Below are 18,779 nucleotides of genomic sequence, written 5' to 3' on the forward strand. Positions count from 1 at the left end.
GAATGGCGGACCGACTACGATCCCCTGCGGGGCAAGCTGGTGAATTCCAGCGCGAGCGCGGACGCGCGATTTGACAATTACTTCTTCTCGGTGGGCCACAACAAAGTGAGTTGCATCCCGCTGCTGGGCGAGGAGGGCCCGGCAAACCCCTGCCGGGGCACGCCTGCGCCGGGCACCGTGCTGTCGCCGCCGTCGAACCAGATTCGCGGCATGGTGGGGCTGGGCAAGGAAAACCGCCGCGGCTGGAATGCGGGTTTCTTCGCGCTGTACGACTATCAGACACGGGTTTTGCAGTTCGCCAACACACAGATGACCTACAACACGAACTGTTGCGCGTACAGCTTCCAGTTCCGGCGGCTCAACTTCGGCGCGCGCAACGAGAATCAGTTTCGGGTGGCGTTTGTCATAGCCAATATCGGCAGTTTTGGCACACTGCGAAGGCAGGAACGGCTGTTTTGAGAGCTTAAGCCTGCTCGGGATCGAGCAGGGAGGCGGCGATTTCGTCAAGCCGTTCGGCGCGCTGCTCGAATTCGGCGATCCGGCGCTCGAGAAGGCGGACGCGGTCGGCCAGGTGGAGGGAAGAGAGCACGGCCACGCGGACCGGATCATTGCCGGCACTGCGGGAGGCGATCTGATTCATGAGGTCGTCGACGGCCTGGGCCAGCGCCTCGGTCTCGCCGGGCTCCCCGGAGGAGCGGAGCGTGTAGGGGTGCTGGAAGATCGTGACGCGTACGAGATTTTTTTCAGCTGAGCCGGAATCCACGGTTTCGGCTCCTTGATTAAGCCTCGGAGAGCAGATCCATCTGCTCCACTTGCGAGAGAAGGTTCTTGATCCGGGAAGCGGCTTCCCGCTGGCGGTTGCGCAAAGCTTCGGATTCCTCCGAGGCGCGCGCGAGTTGTTCGCGGACGTCATCGACCTCGGCGACGGCGGCGTCGCGAGAGGCTTCGGCCGCGTTCAGCTGCTGTTCGAGTTCCGCGTTGCGGGTCCTCAGCGTCGACAGGGTCTGCGCCAGCAAGTCCAGTCGGGCTTCGAGGCGGGCGAGTGCGTCTTCGTCTTCCCGGATCAGTTCCATGCAACCAGACTATACTACGCGATGGCGGCTTTGGCCTTATCCACCAGCGACGTGAACGCCGCGGGTTCGTTGGCGGCGAGGTCGGCAAGAATCTTGCGATTCAGTTCGACGCCCGCTTTCTTCAGCCCACCGATGAACTTGGAGTAGCTGAGGTCATTCTGGCGGCAGCCCGCATTGATGCGGAGGATGAAAAGCCGGCGGAAATCGCGCTTCTTGCGGCGGCGTCCGACGTAAGCGTAGCGGAGCGCCTTCTCGACCGCCTCCTGGGCGGCGGCATGGTCCCCGGCTCGGTGATTTTGTTGGGCGGCGACCCCGGCATAGGCAAATCGACGCTGGTCCTGCAGGTGCTCGCGCGCTTGGGCGAGGCGGGCGGAAAGGTTGCCTACCTGAGCGGCGAGGAATCCGCCGATCAGATCAAGCTGCGCGCCGAGCGCCTCGGCGTGAAGTCGCAAAACCTCTACGTCATGACCGAGAACGACCTCTCGCGCGCCCTGCCGCAGATCGAGGCCTTGAAGCCGCAAATGTTGGTCGTCGATTCGATCCAGACCGTCTACCAGCCCGACCTGGGCTCGGCGCCCGGCTCGGTGACGCAGGTGCGGGAGTGCGCCGGCAAGCTTCTCTACCTCGCCAAATCCCGCGGTTTCACCGTCCTGCTGGTCGGGCACGTGACGAAGGAGGGCGCCCTCGCGGGCCCGAAGATCCTCGAGCACATAGTCGACACGGTGCTTTATTTCGAGGGCGATCGCGGCCAGCCCTACCGGATCTTGCGCACCTTCAAGAACCGCTTCGGCTCGGTCAGCGAGCTCGCCGTCTACGAGATGCGCGGCAGCGGCCTGGTCGAGGTCACCAATCCTTCGGAATTATTCCTCTCGGATAGCCCCGAGCTGGCGCCGGGTTCCGTGGTGGTGAGCAGCCTCAAGGGTACGCGGCCGCTCTTGGCCGAGCTCCAGGCCCTGGTGACGCCCAGCTCCCTTGGGATGCCGCGGCGGGTGACGGTGGGCGTCGACTCGCAACGCGTGGCCCTGCTCTGCGCCGTGCTCGAGAAGATCGTCGGCCTACACTTGGGTGGACAGGACATCTTCCTCAACGTGGTCGGGGGACTCGACGTCGACGAGCCGGCGGTGGACCTGGGCGTCCTGCTGGCGATCGTCTCCAGCTTTCAAAACCGCGCCCTGCAAAAGCGGACCTTGGTCCTGGGCGAGGTGGGCTTAAGCGGCGAGATCCGCCCGGTCGCCGGCGAGGCGATCCGCCTGCAGGAGGCTGCGCGCCTGGGTTTTCAACGGGCCATCCTCCCGAAAAAGGGCTCGAGGGAAAGATCTCCGGATGGCCTCGCTCTGGTTCGAGTCGGAAGGGTGCAAGAGGCCCTGGACTTTTTCTAGTCCGGTAGGTCATCTTTACCGGGATGCGTTACGGATTCATTGGAAATTGCAAAAGCGCCGCCCTGGTGCACGAGAACAGCAGCATCGACTGGCTGTGCCTCCCCAATTTCGACAACCCCTCTATCTTCGCCAAAATTTTGGATGAAGAAGGCGGAAACTTCCGGATTTTACCGAAAAACGAAGGGAAAATCCGGCAGAGCTACCTGCCCGAAACCAACGTCCTGCGCACCGAGTTCGACGACGGATCGAACGCATTTGCGGTCGTTGACTATATGCCGCGTTACCGGGTGGGCGACCGTTATTGGCACCCGCCCGAGGTCCACCGCGTCCTGGAGCTGGTCCGGGGTCGCCCGGAATTTCGCGTCCAATTTCTCCCCCGCCTCAATTACGCGGAAGGCCGCACGGAACTCGAGGTCCAAGACCGGGTGGCCTGCGCGCGGCACGGCCGGGAGGACGTCTTTCTTTATTCCAGCCTCCCGCTGAACCGCGTCCTCGGCGACGACTTCGTCCCCTTGGACCGCGCCGAATTTTTCCTGCTTTCCTACCACGAGCACCTCGTGGCCACCGACCTCGCGAAGGTCCTCGAGCAGCGGGCCAAGACCGAGGCCTATTGGCGCACTTGGTCCTCGCATTGCCGGCTCCCCTCGGTGGCGCCGGAGGCAGTGCTGCGCTCGGCCCTGGCCTTGAAGCTCATGACCTTCCAAGAAACCGGCGCAATCATCGCGGCTCCCACTACTTCCCTCCCCGAGATCGTCGGGGAAGAAAGGAATTGGGACTACCGTTACTGCTGGCTGCGGGACGCTTCCTTGATGTTGGAGGCCCTGACCTCGGTCGGTCATTTCGAGGAGGCGGAGGCCTTTTTGAATTTTTTGTTGGGCATCCTGGAGAGCAAGCAAAGCCGGGTGCAAATCCTTTATCGCATCGATGGGGGCACCCACTTGGAGGAGAAAATCTTGCCGCATCTGAAGGGCTACCGCGGTTCCTCACCGGTCCGCATCGGCAACGCGGCGGCCGTCCAGAAGCAAAACGATGTCTTCGGCGAGGTGCTGGACGCCTTATACCGGTATTCCCAAGCGCGCGGCATCGAGCACCTGGCCGGGTGGCATTGGTCCTTGGTGAAATTTTTGGTTCGGACCATCGCCCAGCAGTGGGAAGAAGAGGATTCCGGCATTTGGGAGTACCGCAACCGCAAGGCCCACTTTACCTTTTCCAAGGTCCTCTCGTGGGTGGCTTTGGACCGGGGGGCCCGCATCGCCGGGGCCCTCGACAAGCCTCTTCTCGTTTCGGAATGGGAGGGGATCGCGGCGAGGATCCGGGAGGAAATCTTGACGAAGGCGTGGAAGCCGCATCTCAACAGCTTTACGCAATCCTACCAATCAGAGGCCCTCGACGTGGCCCTGCTGAGGATGGAGGGCGTGGGCTTCTTGCCAGCCTCCGATCCAAAGTGGGTCGCCACCGTCCGCCGCTGCGCCTCGGAGCTGCTGCGGGACGGCTTCGGATATCGTTATGTCGCGTCGGACGATTTCGGTAGACCCAAGAATTCCTTCGTGCTGGCATCTTTTTGGATCGCGAAGGCCCTTGTTTCGATCGGGGAAATTTCGCGAGCCGAGGAAATTTTCGAAAAAGTCCTTGCCCATGCCAACCATTTGGGGCTTTTATCGGAGCATATCGACCCTGAAACCGGAGAGCTGCTCGGAAATTTTCCCCAGGCGTTCTCCCACATGGCGCTCATCAACACTGCGAACCTGCTCGCGAAGTATCGAGAGTCCCCGCTCTCTTCCTAGCGCCGCCATTACAACCTCAACGAAAGGAGGACGGTCCGTGCGGCTGGTCATCGTCTCCAATCGTTTACCGCTTACCGCCGTCGAAAAGGGCCTGGATTTCGAGCTTCGTCCGAGCGTCGGCGGGTTGGCCACGGGAATCCACAGTTACCTCGAGTGGCGCTCCCGCGCCGAGAGCCGGGCCTCGGACCACCTTTGGATCGGTTGGCCTGGGGTCCGCGACTTCGCGAAGAAATCGCGCCTGGAGCGGCTGTTCGCCCGTCGGAAGGCCTTTCCCGTTTTTCTCCTGCAAAAGACCCTCGACGGCTTCTACAATGGCTTCTGCAACCGGACGCTTTGGCCCTTGTTCCATTTCTTTCCGGGCTACACCGTTTTCGAGGAGGGCCATTGGGAGGATTTCCACGAGGCGAACCGCGTTTATGCGGAGGCCGTCGTTCGGAAGGCCCGGCCCGGCGACGTGTTGTGGATCCACGACTACCATTTGTTGTTGCTGCCGCGCCTGATTCGCGAGCAACTGCCCCAGCTTCCCATCGGATTTTTCCTCCACATTCCCTTTCCCTCCTTCGAGATCTTCCGCCTTCTTCCGGCTAAGTGGCGGCGCGAGATCCTGGAAGGCCTGCTGGGTGCGGACTTGATCGGCTTCCACACCCACGACTATACTCAGGCTTTCCTGCGCTGCGTCCTGCGCATCCTCGGGCACGAGCACCACAACGGCATCCTCGAGATCGAGGGGCGCGTGGTGAAGGCGGATACCTTTCCGATGGGGATCGATTACGAGGGCTTTCGGGCGGCTGCGGCCTCGCCCAAGATCGTCGCCGAAGGCGCCAACATCAAGCGGGCCTTGCGCAACGCCAAGCTGATCCTCTCGGTCGACCGCCTGGACTACACCAAGGGCATCCTCAATCGCCTCGAGGGTTATGAGCTCTTTCTGGAGAAGAATCCCTCCTGGCAGAAAAAGGTCCGGCTCTTTCTCGTGCTGGTTCCCTCCCGGACGCAGATGAATCTGTACCAGGACATGAAGCGCAAGATCGACGAGGCGATCGGCCGGATCAACGGCCGCTTCGGCAGCCATGAATGGACGCCCGTCCTCTACCAATACCGCGCCAAGACGACCGCCGCGCTGACCAGCCTCTATACCGCCGCCGACGTGGCGCTGGTGACGCCGCTCCGCGATGGAATGAACCTTATCGCCAAGGAATACGTCGCCTCCCGCCGGGAGGGGACGGGGGTATTGATATTGAGCGAGATGGCGGGTGCGGTCTACGAATTAGGCGAGGCGGCAGTGGTCAATCCCAATTCGCGAGAGGAGATCGCCCAGGCGATCCACGCCGGTCTCGAGATGCCCGTAGAAGAGCAGGTCCGGCGCAACCGCGCCATGCAACGCCGCCTCGAGCGCTACACCGTGGTTCGATGGGCCGACGACTTTCTGCAGCAGCTCGCCGCCGTGCGGAGGCGGGGCCGGCGCCGCGGTCCGAAGGTTTTGTCAGGCGATGCGGCGCGCCGGCTGCTTTCGGCCTTTCGAGCGGCGAAGCGCCGCGCCTTGTTGCTGGATTACGATGGTACCCTCACGCCCTATTTCAAGGATCCTGCCGAAGCGAAGCCCGCCAGGCGGCTGACCGATCTCCTGAGGTGCCTGACGGCGCTGCCGCGGTGCCGGACCGTCCTGATCAGCGGGAGGCCCCGCGCGGTGCTGGAAGAGTGGTTCGGAGACATTCCGGTCGCCTTGGTGGCCGAGCACGGCGCTTGGCTTCGCGGCCCCAAGGGGCCTTGGCGCCGTATCCGGCCGCTCCGCGATCCCTGGCGCGAGGAGATCCGGGCCCTGCTGCAGACCTACGCCGACCGCCTGCCAGGCGCCTTCGTGGAGGAGAAGGAATACGGCCTGGTCTGGCACTTCCGAAATTCCCCGCCGGAGATGGCCTCGCTGCGCGAGAAGGAGCTCTTGGACGAATTATTGCAAAGGACGGGCAACCTGGAGGTGCAAGTTTTGCGCGGCAACAAGATCGTCGAGGTGCGGGCCCAAGGTGTGACCAAGGCCGAGGGCGCCTTCGCCTTTCTGGGGAGGAGACCGCCGGATTTTCTCATGGCCGTTGGAGACGACGCCACGGACGAGGACCTGTTTCGGGCCCTGCCGGCCAGGGCTCACACGCTAAGGGTAGGGAAACCGCCGACCGCGGCCAAATTCACGGTCCCAAATCATCGTGCGGTTTTGCGATTGTTGCGGTCTTTGGCCCGTTAGTGGCGGGAATGGGTCGGGGGATGGGATTTCACGATCGAAATAGGAGCGTAGTCTTGGAGTCTTTGCGGAAATATCTTGAAGAGCTTTTTCACCAAAACGGTTGGCGGGAGGCGGGGATGGCCCTCGGCGTCTTCGTCCTGACCTTGGCCGCTTTGCTCTTGTTGAAAAAGATCATCCTCTTCCGCTTGAAGGCCTGGTCCTCCAAGTCGGTCAACCGCTGGGACGACATTTTTTTCCAGGCCTTGGCCCGCACTCAAACTTGGTTTTTGCTTCTCCTTTCGGCGACCTTCGCCGTCGGTATGCTGAAGCTCTCGCCGGCCGCCGATCGCCTGTTTCACAACCTGGCTTTTTCAGGCTTCCTCTTGCAAACCGCGTTCTGGGGCAGCGCCTTGATCACCGGCTACCTCGCCTATTATCGCAGCGCCCGCCTGGCATCGGACGCCGAAAGCGTCACCACCGTCGGCGTGCTGGGCTTTCTCGCTAAACTGGGCTTGTTCAGCGTGCTGCTGATCATCGGCTTGGAAAACGCGGGTATCAATGTCACCGCCTTGGTCGCGGGTCTCGGCATCGGCGGCGTCGCGGTCGCCTTGGCGGCCCAGAACGTGCTGGGGGATTTGTTCGCCTCTTTGGCCATCGCCCTCGACAGGCCTTTCGCCATCGGGGATTTCGTGGTCCTCGATTCCATGCGCGGGACCGTCGAGCGAATCGGTATGAAGACTACACATATTCGCAGTCTCGACGGCGAGCTGATCGTGCTGCCGAATTCCCACTTGATCAACAACCGGTTAAGGAATTTCAAACGCATGCGGGAGCGCCGGGTGCTTTTGAATCTCGGGGTGCTCTACGAAACGCCGCTGGCCCTGCAGAACAAAATCCCCGACATCCTGCGAGCGGCGGTGGAAGGCCAAAATAGGACCCGCTTCGAGCGCTCGCACCTCTCCGGCTTGGGCGAATACGCCATCCAATTCGAAATGGTATTTTACGTTCTGAGCCCGGACTATCAGGTTTTCATGGATCTCCAGCAGGCCATCCTTTTCGACATCCAAGGGCGATTTCAGCGCGAAGGGATCCGCTTCGCCTATCCGACCCGGGCTCTCCTTCTGAGACATTTCGACAGCCGGGTTTCTGGGAAAGAGGTTCCCAGCCTCTTCAATATGCCGCCATAGAGGAGCGCGATAACCCTATCTTTTTTAGCCCTTTGGGGGTTTACTAAGATAATGGGCCTAGGCGACCTCTTTAAACGCTTCACCAAGGGCCCCTCCGAGGAGGGCAAGGCGCCGGCGCCCGCCCCTCGGACCAAGGGAGGCAAGGCCCTGCCCCCGATCCCCTCCTTTCTGAAAAAGGACCGCTTCATCCGCGAGGCGGCCGAGGCCCAGGCATCCCCCGATCCCGTTCCCCCGCCGGACATGGCCGATGCCGGGTCCTTCAAGCGCCCCGGCAAATGGCTGAAGGAGCGGTTGGGCGGGGCGACCGATAGCCAAGCTATGAATAACATTGAAAAAACCAAGCAGGCCCTCAAGCAAAGCGGGGGCCTGAACGACCAGGAGATCCAAAGCTTTCTGGACGGTCTCCTGGAGGCCCCGGAGGGTGAGGCCGCGCCCTCGGCCCCGCCGCCGCTCCCCAAGGGCCGTTGACCCCTTCCCAAGAGAATCGCCTGGACATTAGAATAGCCCCCTGTTAAACACCGCAGCCTCGAAATTTGGAGTACGTTATGAAAGAAGGCATCCACCCCGAATACAAGCCCGTGAAGATCGCCTGCAGCTGCGGCAACATCATCGAGACGATGTCCACCCTGGACAACATCACCGTCGAAATCTGCAGCCACTGCCATCCCTTCTTCACCGGCAAGCAGAAGATCGTCGACACCGCGCGCCGCATCGACCGCTTCAAGAAGAAGTACGAGAATTTTCAGAAGCAATAGGGGGCCTTCCGCCACCCCTTGCCGCTTCCCTCAATTTTTTGAACCCGCCCGGCTGTGACCGAGGTGGGTTTTTTATTGGCTGTTTTTTCTATGTTCCAACAACTCCAAGACGTCGTCGCCCACTACCACGACCTGGCCCGGCAGCTGAGCGACCCCAGCATCACCGCCGACAGCAAGCGCTTCCAGCAGATCGCCAAGGAGCACGCCGGCCTGCGCGAGCTGGTCGATACCTTCGAGAAATACCAAAAGACGAAGGGCGACCTCGAAGGGAACAAGGAATTGCTCGCGGACAGCGACGAGGGCCTGCGCCAGATGGCCAAGGAGGAGATCCCCCGCCTCGAGAAGGAACTGGCCGAACTCGAGTCCCAGCTCAAGGTCCTCCTGCTCCCCAAGGACCCCAACGACGACAAGAACATCTTTTTGGAGATCCGCGCCGGCACCGGCGGCGACGAGGCGGCGCTCTTCGTGGCGGACCTCTTCCGCATGTACACCCGCTACGCCGAGTCGCGGGGCTGGCGGGTCGAGCTGATGGACACCAACGCGACGGGCATCGGCGGCTACAAGGAGGTCATCGCCCAGATCAGCGGCGACAAGGTCTACAGCGATCTCAAGTACGAGGGCGGTGTGCACCGCGTGCAGCGGGTGCCGAAGACCGAGCAGCAGGGCCGCGTGCACACCTCGACGGTGACGGTCGCGGTGCTCCCCGAGGTCGAGGACGTCGAGGTCAATATCCAGGAAAAAGACCTGAAGGTCGACGTGATGCGCGCCGGCGGCCCCGGCGGGCAGAGCGTCAACACCACCGACTCGGCGGTGCGCCTGACTTATATCCCCACCGGCGAGGTGGTGATCTGCCGCGACGAGAAGAGCCAGCACAAGAACAAGGCCAAGGCTCTCCGCATTCTCCAAGCGCGATTGTTGGAGGCGGAGCGCGACAAGCAAAACGCCGAGATCTCCAGCCAGCGCAAGAGCATGGTCGGCACCGGCGAGCGCAGCGAGAAGATCCGCACCTACAACTACCCGCAGAACCGCCTTACCGACCATCGGATCGGTTTGACGGTGCACAATCTGGACATGGTGATGGAGGGGCAGATAGCCCCGATCATCCAGGCGCTGCGGGCGCATTTTCAGGCGGAGGCATTGAAGGGCGCTACTTGACCTTCTTCAGCACCCAGCGAGCGCCGGGACCGCGTTTGCTCCCGGCGACCTTGGCGATCTTTTTGAGATCGCTCAAGGCCTGCTGGCGTGTGACGCCTTCGTGCACCGCCTTCAGATAATCTCCGAGCCGCAGCTCGCCCTTTTCCTCGAAAAGTTTCGTCAAGATATTCCGGCGGGAGTCTGCGTCGAGGCTGCCGACGGAGGTTTTTTTATGGACGTCGATCGTGGGGCGCTCTCGGGAAAGGAATCCCCACTTCTTAAATTCCGCCAGGCTCTCCTCGATGCTGCGCTTGGAAAGCTTCCCGCCGGGGGTATAGAGGTCTTTGTAGAAAAGCTGGAAGGGAACGGGGCTCAGCCCTCTTTGCAGGTATTCCGCAAAATACTTCACCTCGGGTCCCGGATCCGCGCTTTTGAGGAATTCCGCCAACACGGCGACGCATTGAGGGGTCGCCATCTTCGCATAATGCGAGCGCAGGTCCTGCGGGCGGATCTCCCTCCAATGGCGAAGCAGATACTCCACTAAGATGCCGAAGAGCCGAGGGTCGTAGCGGGACAGCTCCGCACAAAGCGCGAGCAGCTCTTCCGTGGAATTCGGTTGGTAAGGCCAGGGGCTCTTCTCCCCGGAGGCCTGGGCGCCCAGGCGGGAGAGCTCGTAATAAGCCCGAGACAAGGTTTCGGTGTCCGGCGGAGCGACCAGCATCTACCCTCCCATTTGGTCCTCGGCCTCCAAGAGGAAATCCAGGGCCTCCTGGGCGCGGGGAAATTTTTTTTTCAGCAAGGCGCGCAGATGGGTCTCCGCGAAGTCGATATCCGCGCCCTTCTTGAGTAGGATTTTGACATGCGGCATGTCCTTCTCGCGGCCGGCGAAGGCCTTCATGATGAGCAGGTCGTTGAGGCCCAGGGCGTAGACCTTGAGCGCCGGCCCTTCGTAGACCAATTGAAGCCGGTCCCCATAATCGGCCGGCAGGCAACCCAGGAAGGTTTCAAAATAGGGGTTGAGCCAATCCGGCGAGATCTCCAGCTCGCGCCCGGTTTCTTTGACCAGGGGGTCGAGTTCTGCCCGGCTGACTTGGCTTTGAAAGGGGACGGCATCGATGTCGGCTGTTTGCAAGGGCACCTGATAGGCGAGCGCGAAGGCGCCGCCGCCGCCGATCAAGAGCTTTAAGCCCCTGAGGCCCCGTTCCAACAGCTTTTGGTCGAGGCGAATCAAGGCCTTTTTCATCAGATCGGGTTTCATTTACGGTTTTAATAGACAATAAAAAAGACAAATTGTCAATTTATTTGTCTTTTAAAGGAACTCCCGATTTTCTCCCTGAAAGGCATTGTTTTTTTGGTCGCAAGCTTCTATAGCCTCGGTCTTATCCATTCCGGAATGATGGGGAGTGATTATGGCAGTGCCCGGCCATCAGGCCTTCGCGATCGGCAAATACCTTCTCAAACAACGCATCCTAGGTCGGAAGCGTTATCCGCTCAATCTGATGCTCGAGCCGCTGTTTCGTTGCAACTTGGCCTGTCCCGGTTGCGGCAAGATCCAATTCCCCGACGACGTCCTGAAAAAGAATCTCTCGGTCGAGCAGGCCCTGGCCGCGGCCGAGGAATGCGGCGCGCCGATGGTCACCATCCCCGGCGGCGAGCCGCTGATCCACCCGCAGATCGAAAAGATCGTCGAGGGCCTGCTCAAGCAGAAGCGCTACGTCATCCTCTGCACCAACGCCCTCCTGCTCGAGCGCAACCTGCCCAAATTCAAACCGGACAAGCGACTGACCTTCAGCATCCACATGGACGGCTACGGCGAGCACCACGACCACTGCGTCGACCGCGAGGGCACCTACGACATCGCCGTCAAGGCGATCAAGGCCGCCATCGCCCAGGGCCACCGCGTCATCACCAACACCACCGTCTTCGAGGGCCACTCGATCGACAACCTCGTGAAGCTCTTCGACCACATGATGGAACTGGGCGTCGAGGGCCTGACGATCTCGCCGGGTTTCAGCTACGAGAAGGCTCCCGACCAGGACCACTTCCTTTCGAAGAAGCGCACCCAGGCCTTCTTCCGGCAGCTGCTCGACTACAAGCGCGAGCACAAGAAGAAGTGGGATTTCAACAACAGCCCCTTCTTCATGGACTTCCTCGAGGGCAAGCGCGACTACGAGTGCACGCCCTGGGGCATGCCCACCTACAACGTCTTCGGCTGGCAGAAGCCCTGCTACCTGCTCACCAACGAGGGCTACGCGGCGACCTTCCAGGAGTACATGGAGGCCACCGAGTGGGACAAGTACGGCACCAACAGCGGCAACCCCAAGTGCGCCAACTGCGCCACCCACTGCGGCTACGAGCCCAGCGCGGTCAGCGACGGCATGTCCAGCATCAAGAAGATGATCGAGCTGGGGCGGGCGACGGCGGCGGGCTCGCGGGGCTAGAATTCAAGATTTCCAAAAAAAAAAGGAGACGGTTTTCGCCGTCTCCTTTTTTATTTAGAACGATAAAGAAGCTTATTTCTTTTTCCGACGCGAGGCCCAGACCGCGGGGAGTGCCAGCACCAGGGCCCAGCCGCCGAAGGCGCTCAGGCCGGTCGCGGCGTTCAGGCTGCAACCGCTGCCTTCGAACATAAACTGCTTCGGCCCAGTCTGCTCCTTCGGCGTATCCGGCGTCACTTCTTTAGGCGTGTCCGGGGTCTGGGGCTGTTTGGGCTCTTCCGGCGGCTTGCAGAGCTCGATCTCGCACTCGGGTAATTTCTCTTTGAGCTTCGCCAGGCATTCGCAGGGCGGCAGCAATTTGACCTCCTCGGGGGTGGTTTCGTCGACCACGACCACGCGGCTGGCGTCAAAAGCATCGCCTTCGGCGACGATGCCCGCCTCGCGCTCGCGAACGCGGCGGATGCGTTCCGACTCTTCCAGGCGCCGCGGGCCGGTGGTGCAGACCCTCTCATAGAGAGCCTTCTTTTCGTCGTTGAGCCCGGGGCAGTTGTTGGCGACGCATTGGACCGCCTCGATGGCGGCTTTAAATTTCTCCGACTCGCAACGGTTGATATTGGTGTCGATCACCCGACTGATCCTGTCGGAATTAGCGGGTTGCAAGGCCTCTTGCGCCTGCGCCGTTGCGCCCCAAAGACATAAGCCCAAGGCCAATACCTGAATATTGAATTTCATGTTTTTCTCCTCCGCAGAAACGATGACAAGTCCTCGCGGCCTGGATTGGCCGCGCCCCTTAGTGATTTATCGGCGCGGCGCTCCCGGCAGTTACGAGGGGGTCTCAAAAAAAGCACCACGGCCAGCTTGAGCCTAAATACCTATTTTATCAAGGGAAAATGCACCACAGGTCCGGGGAGACGGGAGGTCCCGTCCCCCGGCCGGTCGGGTTTTTGGCTAGAAATCGCGGATCCGGATTCGCAGCAAACGGTCCTCAGCCACCTCGTGGACCGCGCTGTAGCGCGGCGCCATGGCGTGCCAGCGGGCGAAGCCGTACATCACGTGCCGCAGGCCCTGCAGCCAGCCCCGCAGCAGCTCCCGGTCGTAGGATTTTTGCAGCAATTTTTCCTCGAGCAGCCCGATCGCACGCACCCGGGCATTGTGCATGTCCGCGACCCAGCGGAAGGACTCCTCCAGCGAGATCTGGAACTCCTGGGCCAGGCAGGAGACCAGGTTGCACCAATTCAGGCGCCGATCCTTCGCATAGCCGAAGATGTCGTTGATGATCGCGACCACCTCGGCGGCGAGATAGGCCAGCTGCTTCATGTCCGCGTCGCAGAGCAGCGACTCGGGGAGCTCGCGGCCATTCTGATACTCGATAAAATCGATGTTCGGCATCATGCCGATGTTCAGGGCGCGGCGCTCGAGGTGCTTGGCCGCGTTGGGATAGAGGCCCGACTTGCGGAACTGCGCCGCGGCCCGCGACTCCTCGCGCACCGAGCGCACCCAGTCCGCGAAGCGCCGGGCGTGACGCTCCAGCCAATCGGGGCTCATGCGCCGGGCATAGGCCCGGCCCAGCTCCCACCAGCAGCGCAGGTGCGCGTTGCCCTCCGGACAGGTCTCGGGGCGGCCGGCGATGGCCTCGTAGATCCGCTCCTGCTGCCCGTCGTCGGCCTCCTCGATCACGTCGTCGTAGAAGATCCACAGGGCCAGGAACTTGGTCAGCACCTCCGCCTGCTCCGCCGGGGCGGTGGGGAAGGGCCAGTTGGCGTATTCGGCCACAGCGAGCTTTTCGAATTTCTCTTCCCCCGCCGCGTCGTGGATCACCCCGCGCTCGCGCAGCCAGGCCAGGGCCCGAGCCTCCATCTCGTAGGCCAGGGGACTCAAGGGTACCACCCAGCTCTTCGGGAAATTCAAGGAAACTTCCGTACTGCTTTTTGCGCGTTTTTTTGTCTTGGTGATGAAGTAGGCGGGACGGTGCGCACCCCGGGCTACCTGCCCTAAGCTGGCGGTTCGGCTCATGTTCTCCTCCCTAAGCTGTCTCTCTCTCCAGCCTTACCCGGCAGCCTTGGAATTCTGCCCAAGGAGAATTCTAGAACAAGCCCTAGAGATTTGACGACAAAAAAATGTACGAAAATTTCATGAAATGAAAAAGGCCTGGAGGTCCTCGGCGACCTCGGTGGCGGGAAATTGGGCGCGGGCCTCGTGCAGCAGGCTCTGCGGGTCGGTGTAGCGCTGACTCAAGTGGGTCAGGACGAGGCGCTTGGCCCCGGCCTCGCGGGCGGCGCGGGCGGCGTCTTCCGCGCAGGAATGGCCCCATTGGTGCGCCTCGTTCCGGTATTCGGCGCCGAAGGTGGCCTCGTGGACGAGGAGGTCGACGCCCTGGGCGAGCTGTAGGGCCTCGGGGCAGGGGCGGGTATCGAGGCAGTAGGCGAAGCTGCGCCCCGGACGCGAAGGGCCGACCAAGGTCTCCGGTTGGATCCAGCGACCGTCGGCGAGCCGCACGGCTCGGCCGCGGACCAAGTCCATGCGCTCGGGCCCCTCGGGGATACCCAGCTCCCGCGCCTTGGCCTCGTCGAAGGCGCCGGGCCGGGGGCGTTCGCGGAAGGCGTAGCCCCAGCAGGGGATGAGGTGGCTCAAGGGGGCGCAGAAGACCTGGTAGCGCTCGGTCTCGAAGATCAGTCCCGGGGCCTCGATCTCGACGACCTCGAGGGGGTAGTTGATCCAGAGGCTGTGCGTCTCCTGGTGGATGCGGAGGTATTCCTTCAGACCCGCCGGGCCGAAGACCCGCAAGGTCTCTTCGCGTTCGCCCAGGCTCAAGGTGCCGAGCAGGCCGGGGAGGCCGTAGAGGTGGTCGCCGTGCAGGTGTCCGATGAAGACGGCCGTGAGCTTCCCCCACTTGAGGGGCGAGCGGATCAGCTGGAGCTGGGTCGCCTCCCCGCAGTCGAAGAGGAAGGTCTCGCCCTCGTACTCGAGGGCGGTGGCGGAGGTGTGGCGCTGCAGGGTGGGGCGGCCCGCGCCGGTGCCTAGCGTCAAGACGCGCATCACAGCCCCTGCACTTTGTGGAGGAAGTCGGTGAGCGCCTGCTTCGCGTTGCTGAAAATCGAAAACCCGTCGCCGACGAAAAGCTTTTCGAAGTCGAGACCGCGCAGGACCGAGAGACCTTGGCGCGCGCGGGCGGGGTCCTTGAACTTCTCGTCGGGCAGCATGCTGAGGGCGCCCTCGGGCTTGCCGATCAGGGCGTCTCCGACGATCAGCGCGGCGTTCTTTTTCCAGTAGAAAGCGCACTCGCCGGGCGTCTTGGCGTCGGGGATGCGAATGACTTCGAACTCGCCCTCCAGCAGCTCGCCGTCGCTGAAGGTGCCGTCGACCGGGATCTCCATCAGGGGCGCGTCGTCCTCGTGGATGAAGACGCGCGCGCCCCAGCGCTCGCGCAGCGCGGCCGCGGCGCGGCTGTGGTGCTTGTTGGTCAGGTAGATGCGGTGCGGCTTTCCCAAAAATTCCATCTCTTCCAAGTCGGCGTCGGCGGGCGTCGGCGGGTCGATCACGACGGGCTTGTGCGCGGTCTTGAGGTAGAGGCCGTTGAAGTCGAGCTGCTTCTCCTCGTTGAAGACGCTCCAGGTGTAGATATCTTCGCGGATCTTCTTCATATTGGGGCATTATCCGGCAGGCACGGGCAAAAATCGACAAGAAATTCCCGAGCGATCTCGGGCGGCGGGCTGACTCTCCCCTAGGGGACGCTGGACTCCGGCCTCCCTCCTCGATAAAAAGGGGGCATGGCAAATTCCGCTCCCAAGCCGCCCCAGGCCCTCGTCCTCTCCCTTGGCTTTTTCATGGCGACGCTGATCTACGTCGTCATCGCCTTCGTCTTGGCCCAGTCCAACGGCTGGACCTATGAGTGGCGGGTCCTGCCGGATCTCCAAATCCTAATTTATGTTTTCGCGGGCCTCGCCTTGGTCCTGAGCGGGGCGGTCTTGGTCTTGCCGGGGCTCGGCAAGATCCCTCGCATCGCGATGGCCGAGGCCGTCGCCATTTTGGGCCTGGTCTTGGTCTTTCTCCATCAAAGCCCGCTTTGGGTCTTGCCCTTCGCGGGCCTCAGTCTGATCTTGCAGGTCTTTCTCAGCCCGATCTTCGATAAGGGCGGTTCATAAAACTTCCCATTTGGTGCCTCCGCTCCCCGGCCTTCGGGGAAAATCCTTCGAAAAATCCATAGATTCTTGGTTGGGTCCCTTTCCCGTCTTTGGCAGGCTTGCTGCAAGGCTCCGCGGGAGGAAGCGTCCGACGCGAGGGAAAGATGACCGTACCCATCCTCCAACTCCATAAAATCCTGGCGTCCCCGGTGGAAAACCGTGGGGACTCGACGACGGAGAAATCCGAAGCAGTCTCGACCGCGGCCTCACCGGTCGCATTTTTCGAGGGGAAGAAGCGGGCCTGGCGCCGGGGGGCGGAGCGCCTTTTTCAACATCTAGAGGCCGCGATCGCCGAGGAGCTGCGGCGGCAGAGCGAGCCGAGTCCCCAGCAACAAGCGATCTGGCGGGACCTGCAAGCCTTGGCCGAGGCCCCGGAGTCCTGCTCCGCCGAGGCTATCGAAGATTTGCGCGGCCGCATCCTGGAAGAATTGTCCGGCTACGAGTCGGAGGCGCCGGATTTTCCCGGCTGGAAGAAACTGCGCGAGCGCCTCGAGTCGGCGACGCGCCCCGCCCCCGAGGACTACCTAGAGGTCTTGCAGCTGGCCGACGCGGGGCCGCTGTGGCTGGCCGTCAACGAGCGCATCGCCCAGCTGGACGCCCAGATCGAGTCCGCCGGCCTGACCGACGCCATCATCAACCTGCCGCGTTTCTGGCGGGACGAGGACCTCGAGCTCGCCCCCGCCTTCCTCGATCACCAGACCCAGTACATCGACGTCCATCGCCTCTTAGTCGAGGGGAAGGTGCGGGAGGCCTATGAAAAATTCATCGCCCTGGAGAAATCCCACGAGACCCGCTTTCTGAACGACGCCTTCGAGGAGTCGCAGACCATCAACCGTTGCACCTCCCAGGCCGCGATCGTCGTGGCCTCGGGCGGGATGGGCGCGATCGCGGGCCGCCTAGCCGGGAGCCTGGCGCTGCGTCTGGGCGCGACGCGCGGCATCGGGCTCATCGAGTTCGGCGCGATGACGACGACCTTCACCGTCGCGGAGCGCGGTTTGGACCATCGGATCCAGGGCAAGAGCTTCTTCGACCCGAAAAAAACCGCCGGCGAGAACGCCCTCGAATTCGGCGAGAGCCTTATGCTCAATGCCGGGATGTTCGCCTTTTTGGGCGGCGCGCAGAAGCTCTTCGCGGGCTTCGCCGAAAAGCAGCTGCTCGCGGCGGCCGCGGCCAAGGCGATGCCGGGCCTGAAGCTGGACGCGAAGGCCCTGGCACCCGAGGCGCGGGCGGCGCTGCAGGCCGAGGCCGCGCTGCTGCGGCAAAAACCGGCGGCGGAATTGCTGCTCAAGTCCGGCGCCTTCGGAACCGAGTTGGCCGCCTTCGGCGCCTGGGACTACCTGGCGGCGAATTACCAACTGGCGAAACAAGGGGAATGGGCCCCCGCCGACCTGTTTTCGCAAACCCTGCTCTCGGCCAAGGCATGGGAGGAGCGTCTGTCCTTTCTCGCCGCGCTCAAGGTGGGAAATCGCCTCGGCGCAACGGTCTACGGCGGCCTGCGGGACGGCATCCTTCGATTGCGCGCCCCGCGGGTTAAGGCCCCGCCGGCCCCGGCGGTCCCCAAACACCGCGTCGCCTTCAGCCCGGCCGGGCTGATCGTCTGGCCGGAGGAGGGAGCCGACCTGCTGCGCCTCGCCGAGGCGATCTCGCGCGAGACCCGGGAGTTTCCCAACCGGCGCCTCGTGCTCCACACCCAAGGCTGGGCGACGCCGCCGGCGTTGGATGCCCCTTTGCGGCAGGGCCTGCAGGCCTTAGCCGAGTCGCGCGACGTGACCGTCGCGGTGAAGACGGCGGCCCCGCCCTATGCCTTCGAGTTTATCCCCCGCGCGGAGGCGGAGCGCCAGCGGGCGATGGGCGAGATGCGCGCCGCGCCGGCCGGCGAAAAGGGCCTCTTTCTCTGGGTGGAGCAGGCCTTGTCCGGCCTGCAACGCTCCGAACGCGAGGCGGAGCGGGCCTGGAAGCGGGAGCATGGACTCGAGGCTATAGAGGAGAAGCTCGAGGCGGCCGAGGGCGGCGACGCGCGCGCCCGCGACGAGCTCTTGTCTTTGGATCTAAAACCGCTGGGCGAGACCCTGCGACAGGATTGCCCGCCCTCGCTGCGCGTCGTTTATCAAGAGCCCTTGCGGCGGCTCATCGAGCTCGGCCACGAGGGCGCCTGGGAACTCGCCCAAGACTTCGCCCGTGATTCGCTGCAGGGCCTGGAGCTTTGGCACAGCCTCGCGGAACAGGGCCATGCGCGGGCGCGCGAGGGCCTGCGGCAACTGCCCCTGCGCGAGCTGCGCCCGCAGTTTTTAGAGGAGTCGGCGCGTCCCGCGGCCTACTCCAAGGCGGAGCTTCTCAAGTCGCTGGCCGAGGCCGGAAATCCGGAGGCCCTGGACCTGTGGATGGAGGTCACCCTGGCCGAAGGAGGCTCCGGGTTCGCGGAGCACCTGGCCCTGCGCCACCTCGAGACGGGAGAGACCGCGCCTCTGGAAGGACTGCGCGAGTTGGCCGAGCGCGGCGATCCCCAGGCGGTGTTCGCCGCCTATTTCCTGGCCGAGCTGGGAGTGGGCGCCGCGGACCGGGTCTTGAGCGAGCTCAACCCCCAGGCCCTGGCCGCGCGCGCCGATCGGGAGCTGCCGGGCCTCTCGGCCCTGGCC

The 18,779-nt window shown here is 62.9% G+C and carries 17 protein-coding genes; 10 read left to right on the plus strand and 7 right to left on the minus strand.

The features are described from left to right. Positions 1-463 precede the first annotated feature (463 nt). Positions 464-913: a cell division protein ZapA gene (locus FBR05_10745; GenBank protein ID MDL1872668.1), complete on the minus strand. Its 450-nt coding sequence runs from the start codon at positions 911-913 to the stop codon at positions 464-466. 198 nt (positions 914-1,111) lie between these two features. Here FBR05_10745 and radA point away from each other — a divergent pair, with 198 nt between their 5' ends. From radA to FBR05_10780, 7 genes are all read left to right on the plus strand, one after another. Continuing rightward, positions 1,112-2,452: a DNA repair protein RadA gene (radA, locus tag FBR05_10750; GenBank protein ID MDL1872669.1), complete on the plus strand. Its 1,341-nt coding sequence runs from the start codon at positions 1,112-1,114 to the stop codon at positions 2,450-2,452. Between the two features lie 23 nt (positions 2,453-2,475). Then, positions 2,476-4,236: a glycoside hydrolase family 15 protein gene (locus FBR05_10755; protein ID MDL1872670.1), complete on the plus strand. Its 1,761-nt coding sequence runs from the start codon at positions 2,476-2,478 to the stop codon at positions 4,234-4,236. Continuing rightward, positions 4,088-6,469: a bifunctional alpha,alpha-trehalose-phosphate synthase (UDP-forming)/trehalose-phosphatase gene (locus FBR05_10760; GenBank protein ID MDL1872671.1), complete on the plus strand. Its 2,382-nt coding sequence runs from the start codon at positions 4,088-4,090 to the stop codon at positions 6,467-6,469. The genes FBR05_10755 and FBR05_10760 overlap by 149 nt, the downstream gene beginning before the upstream one ends. 8 nt (positions 6,470-6,477) lie before the next feature. Next, positions 6,478-7,635: a mechanosensitive ion channel family protein gene (locus tag FBR05_10765; protein ID MDL1872672.1), complete on the plus strand. Its 1,158-nt coding sequence runs from the start codon at positions 6,478-6,480 to the stop codon at positions 7,633-7,635. A 51-nt stretch (positions 7,636-7,686) separates the two neighbouring features. Then, positions 7,687-8,103, plus strand: coding sequence for a hypothetical protein (locus FBR05_10770; GenBank protein MDL1872673.1), 417 nt, complete (start codon positions 7,687-7,689; stop codon positions 8,101-8,103). 77 nt (positions 8,104-8,180) lie between these two features. Further along, complete coding sequence (gene rpmE / locus FBR05_10775; protein ID MDL1872674.1) at positions 8,181-8,390, plus strand: 50S ribosomal protein L31; 210 nt, start codon at positions 8,181-8,183, stop codon at positions 8,388-8,390. Between the two features lie 90 nt (positions 8,391-8,480). Then, a complete protein-coding gene (locus FBR05_10780; GenBank protein ID MDL1872675.1) occupies positions 8,481-9,545 on the plus strand; it encodes a peptide chain release factor 1 in 1,065 nt (354 codons plus the stop codon). Here FBR05_10780 and FBR05_10785 read toward each other — a convergent pair. Together FBR05_10785 and FBR05_10790 are read right to left on the minus strand one after the other, a co-directional pair. After that, positions 9,538-10,245, minus strand: a complete 708-nt coding sequence (locus tag FBR05_10785) for a hypothetical protein (GenBank protein ID MDL1872676.1) — start codon at positions 10,243-10,245, stop codon at positions 9,538-9,540. The two genes, FBR05_10780 and FBR05_10785, sit on opposite strands and share 8 nt — an antisense overlap. Beyond that, a complete protein-coding gene (locus tag FBR05_10790; protein ID MDL1872677.1) occupies positions 10,246-10,782 on the minus strand; it encodes a hypothetical protein in 537 nt (178 codons plus the stop codon). 151 nt (positions 10,783-10,933) lie between these two features. On the opposite strand from FBR05_10790, the gene hpnH reads away from it, so the two are divergent. Then, entirely contained in the window at positions 10,934-11,965 is a 1,032-nt protein-coding gene (gene hpnH, locus FBR05_10795; GenBank protein MDL1872678.1) for an adenosyl-hopene transferase HpnH, read from the plus strand. 72 nt (positions 11,966-12,037) lie between these two features. Here the strand turns inward: hpnH and FBR05_10800 are convergent, their stop codons facing one another. From FBR05_10800 to FBR05_10815, 4 genes are all read right to left on the minus strand, one after another. After that, the gene (locus FBR05_10800; protein ID MDL1872679.1) at positions 12,038-12,694 is read right to left on the minus strand and encodes a hypothetical protein; all 657 of its coding nucleotides are present in this window, start codon (positions 12,692-12,694) and stop codon (positions 12,038-12,040) included. Positions 12,695-12,910: 216 nt separating this feature from the next. Beyond that, positions 12,911-13,975, minus strand: coding sequence for a hypothetical protein (locus FBR05_10805; GenBank protein ID MDL1872680.1), 1,065 nt, complete (start codon positions 13,973-13,975; stop codon positions 12,911-12,913). Between the two features lie 117 nt (positions 13,976-14,092). Continuing rightward, positions 14,093-14,998, minus strand: coding sequence for a ribonuclease Z (gene rnz / locus FBR05_10810; GenBank protein MDL1872681.1), 906 nt, complete (start codon positions 14,996-14,998; stop codon positions 14,093-14,095). Beyond that, a complete protein-coding gene (locus FBR05_10815) occupies positions 14,998-15,603 on the minus strand; it encodes a hypothetical protein (GenBank protein ID MDL1872682.1) in 606 nt (201 codons plus the stop codon). The genes rnz and FBR05_10815 overlap by 1 nt, the downstream gene beginning before the upstream one ends. 126 nt (positions 15,604-15,729) lie before the next feature. Between FBR05_10815 and FBR05_10820 the strand changes: the two genes are divergently transcribed. Both FBR05_10820 and FBR05_10825 read left to right on the plus strand, forming a co-directional pair. Beyond that, positions 15,730-16,104, plus strand: a complete 375-nt coding sequence (locus FBR05_10820) for a hypothetical protein (GenBank protein MDL1872683.1) — start codon at positions 15,730-15,732, stop codon at positions 16,102-16,104. A 143-nt stretch (positions 16,105-16,247) separates the two neighbouring features. Next, the coding region (locus FBR05_10825; GenBank protein MDL1872684.1) for a hypothetical protein at positions 16,248-18,779 on the plus strand (2,532 nt) is incomplete at its 3' end.

It is taken from the genome of Deltaproteobacteria bacterium PRO3, assembly GCA_030263375.1.
Classification (GTDB): Bacteria; UBA10199; UBA10199; order DSSB01; family DSSB01; genus DSSB01.

Excerpts from the sequence above, each read along its gene's own strand:
- FBR05_10745 (MDL1872668.1), bottom strand. The coding sequence starts at position 913 with ATGACGTCCGCGAACAACTCGCGCGCGCCTCGGAGGAATCCGAAGCTT.
- FBR05_10755 (MDL1872670.1), top strand. The coding sequence starts at position 2,476 with ATGCGTTACGGATTCATTGGAAATTGCAAAAGCGCCGCCCTGGTGCAC.
- FBR05_10760 (MDL1872671.1), top strand. The coding sequence starts at position 4,088 with ATGCCAACCATTTGGGGCTTTTATCGGAGCATATCGACCCTGAAACCG.
- FBR05_10765 (MDL1872672.1), top strand. The coding sequence starts at position 6,478 with ATGGGTCGGGGGATGGGATTTCACGATCGAAATAGGAGCGTAGTCTTG.
- FBR05_10770 (MDL1872673.1), top strand. The coding sequence starts at position 7,687 with ATGGGCCTAGGCGACCTCTTTAAACGCTTCACCAAGGGCCCCTCCGAG.
- rpmE (MDL1872674.1), top strand. The coding sequence starts at position 8,181 with ATGAAAGAAGGCATCCACCCCGAATACAAGCCCGTGAAGATCGCCTGC.
- FBR05_10780 (MDL1872675.1), top strand. The coding sequence starts at position 8,481 with ATGTTCCAACAACTCCAAGACGTCGTCGCCCACTACCACGACCTGGCC.
- FBR05_10785 (MDL1872676.1), bottom strand. The coding sequence starts at position 10,245 with ATGCTGGTCGCTCCGCCGGACACCGAAACCTTGTCTCGGGCTTATTAC.
- FBR05_10790 (MDL1872677.1), bottom strand. The coding sequence starts at position 10,782 with ATGAAACCCGATCTGATGAAAAAGGCCTTGATTCGCCTCGACCAAAAG.
- hpnH (MDL1872678.1), top strand. The coding sequence starts at position 10,934 with ATGGCAGTGCCCGGCCATCAGGCCTTCGCGATCGGCAAATACCTTCTC.
- FBR05_10800 (MDL1872679.1), bottom strand. The coding sequence starts at position 12,694 with ATGAAATTCAATATTCAGGTATTGGCCTTGGGCTTATGTCTTTGGGGC.
- FBR05_10805 (MDL1872680.1), bottom strand. The coding sequence starts at position 13,975 with ATGAGCCGAACCGCCAGCTTAGGGCAGGTAGCCCGGGGTGCGCACCGT.
- rnz (MDL1872681.1), bottom strand. The coding sequence starts at position 14,998 with ATGCGCGTCTTGACGCTAGGCACCGGCGCGGGCCGCCCCACCCTGCAG.
- FBR05_10815 (MDL1872682.1), bottom strand. The coding sequence starts at position 15,603 with ATGAAGAAGATCCGCGAAGATATCTACACCTGGAGCGTCTTCAACGAG.
- FBR05_10820 (MDL1872683.1), top strand. The coding sequence starts at position 15,730 with ATGGCAAATTCCGCTCCCAAGCCGCCCCAGGCCCTCGTCCTCTCCCTT.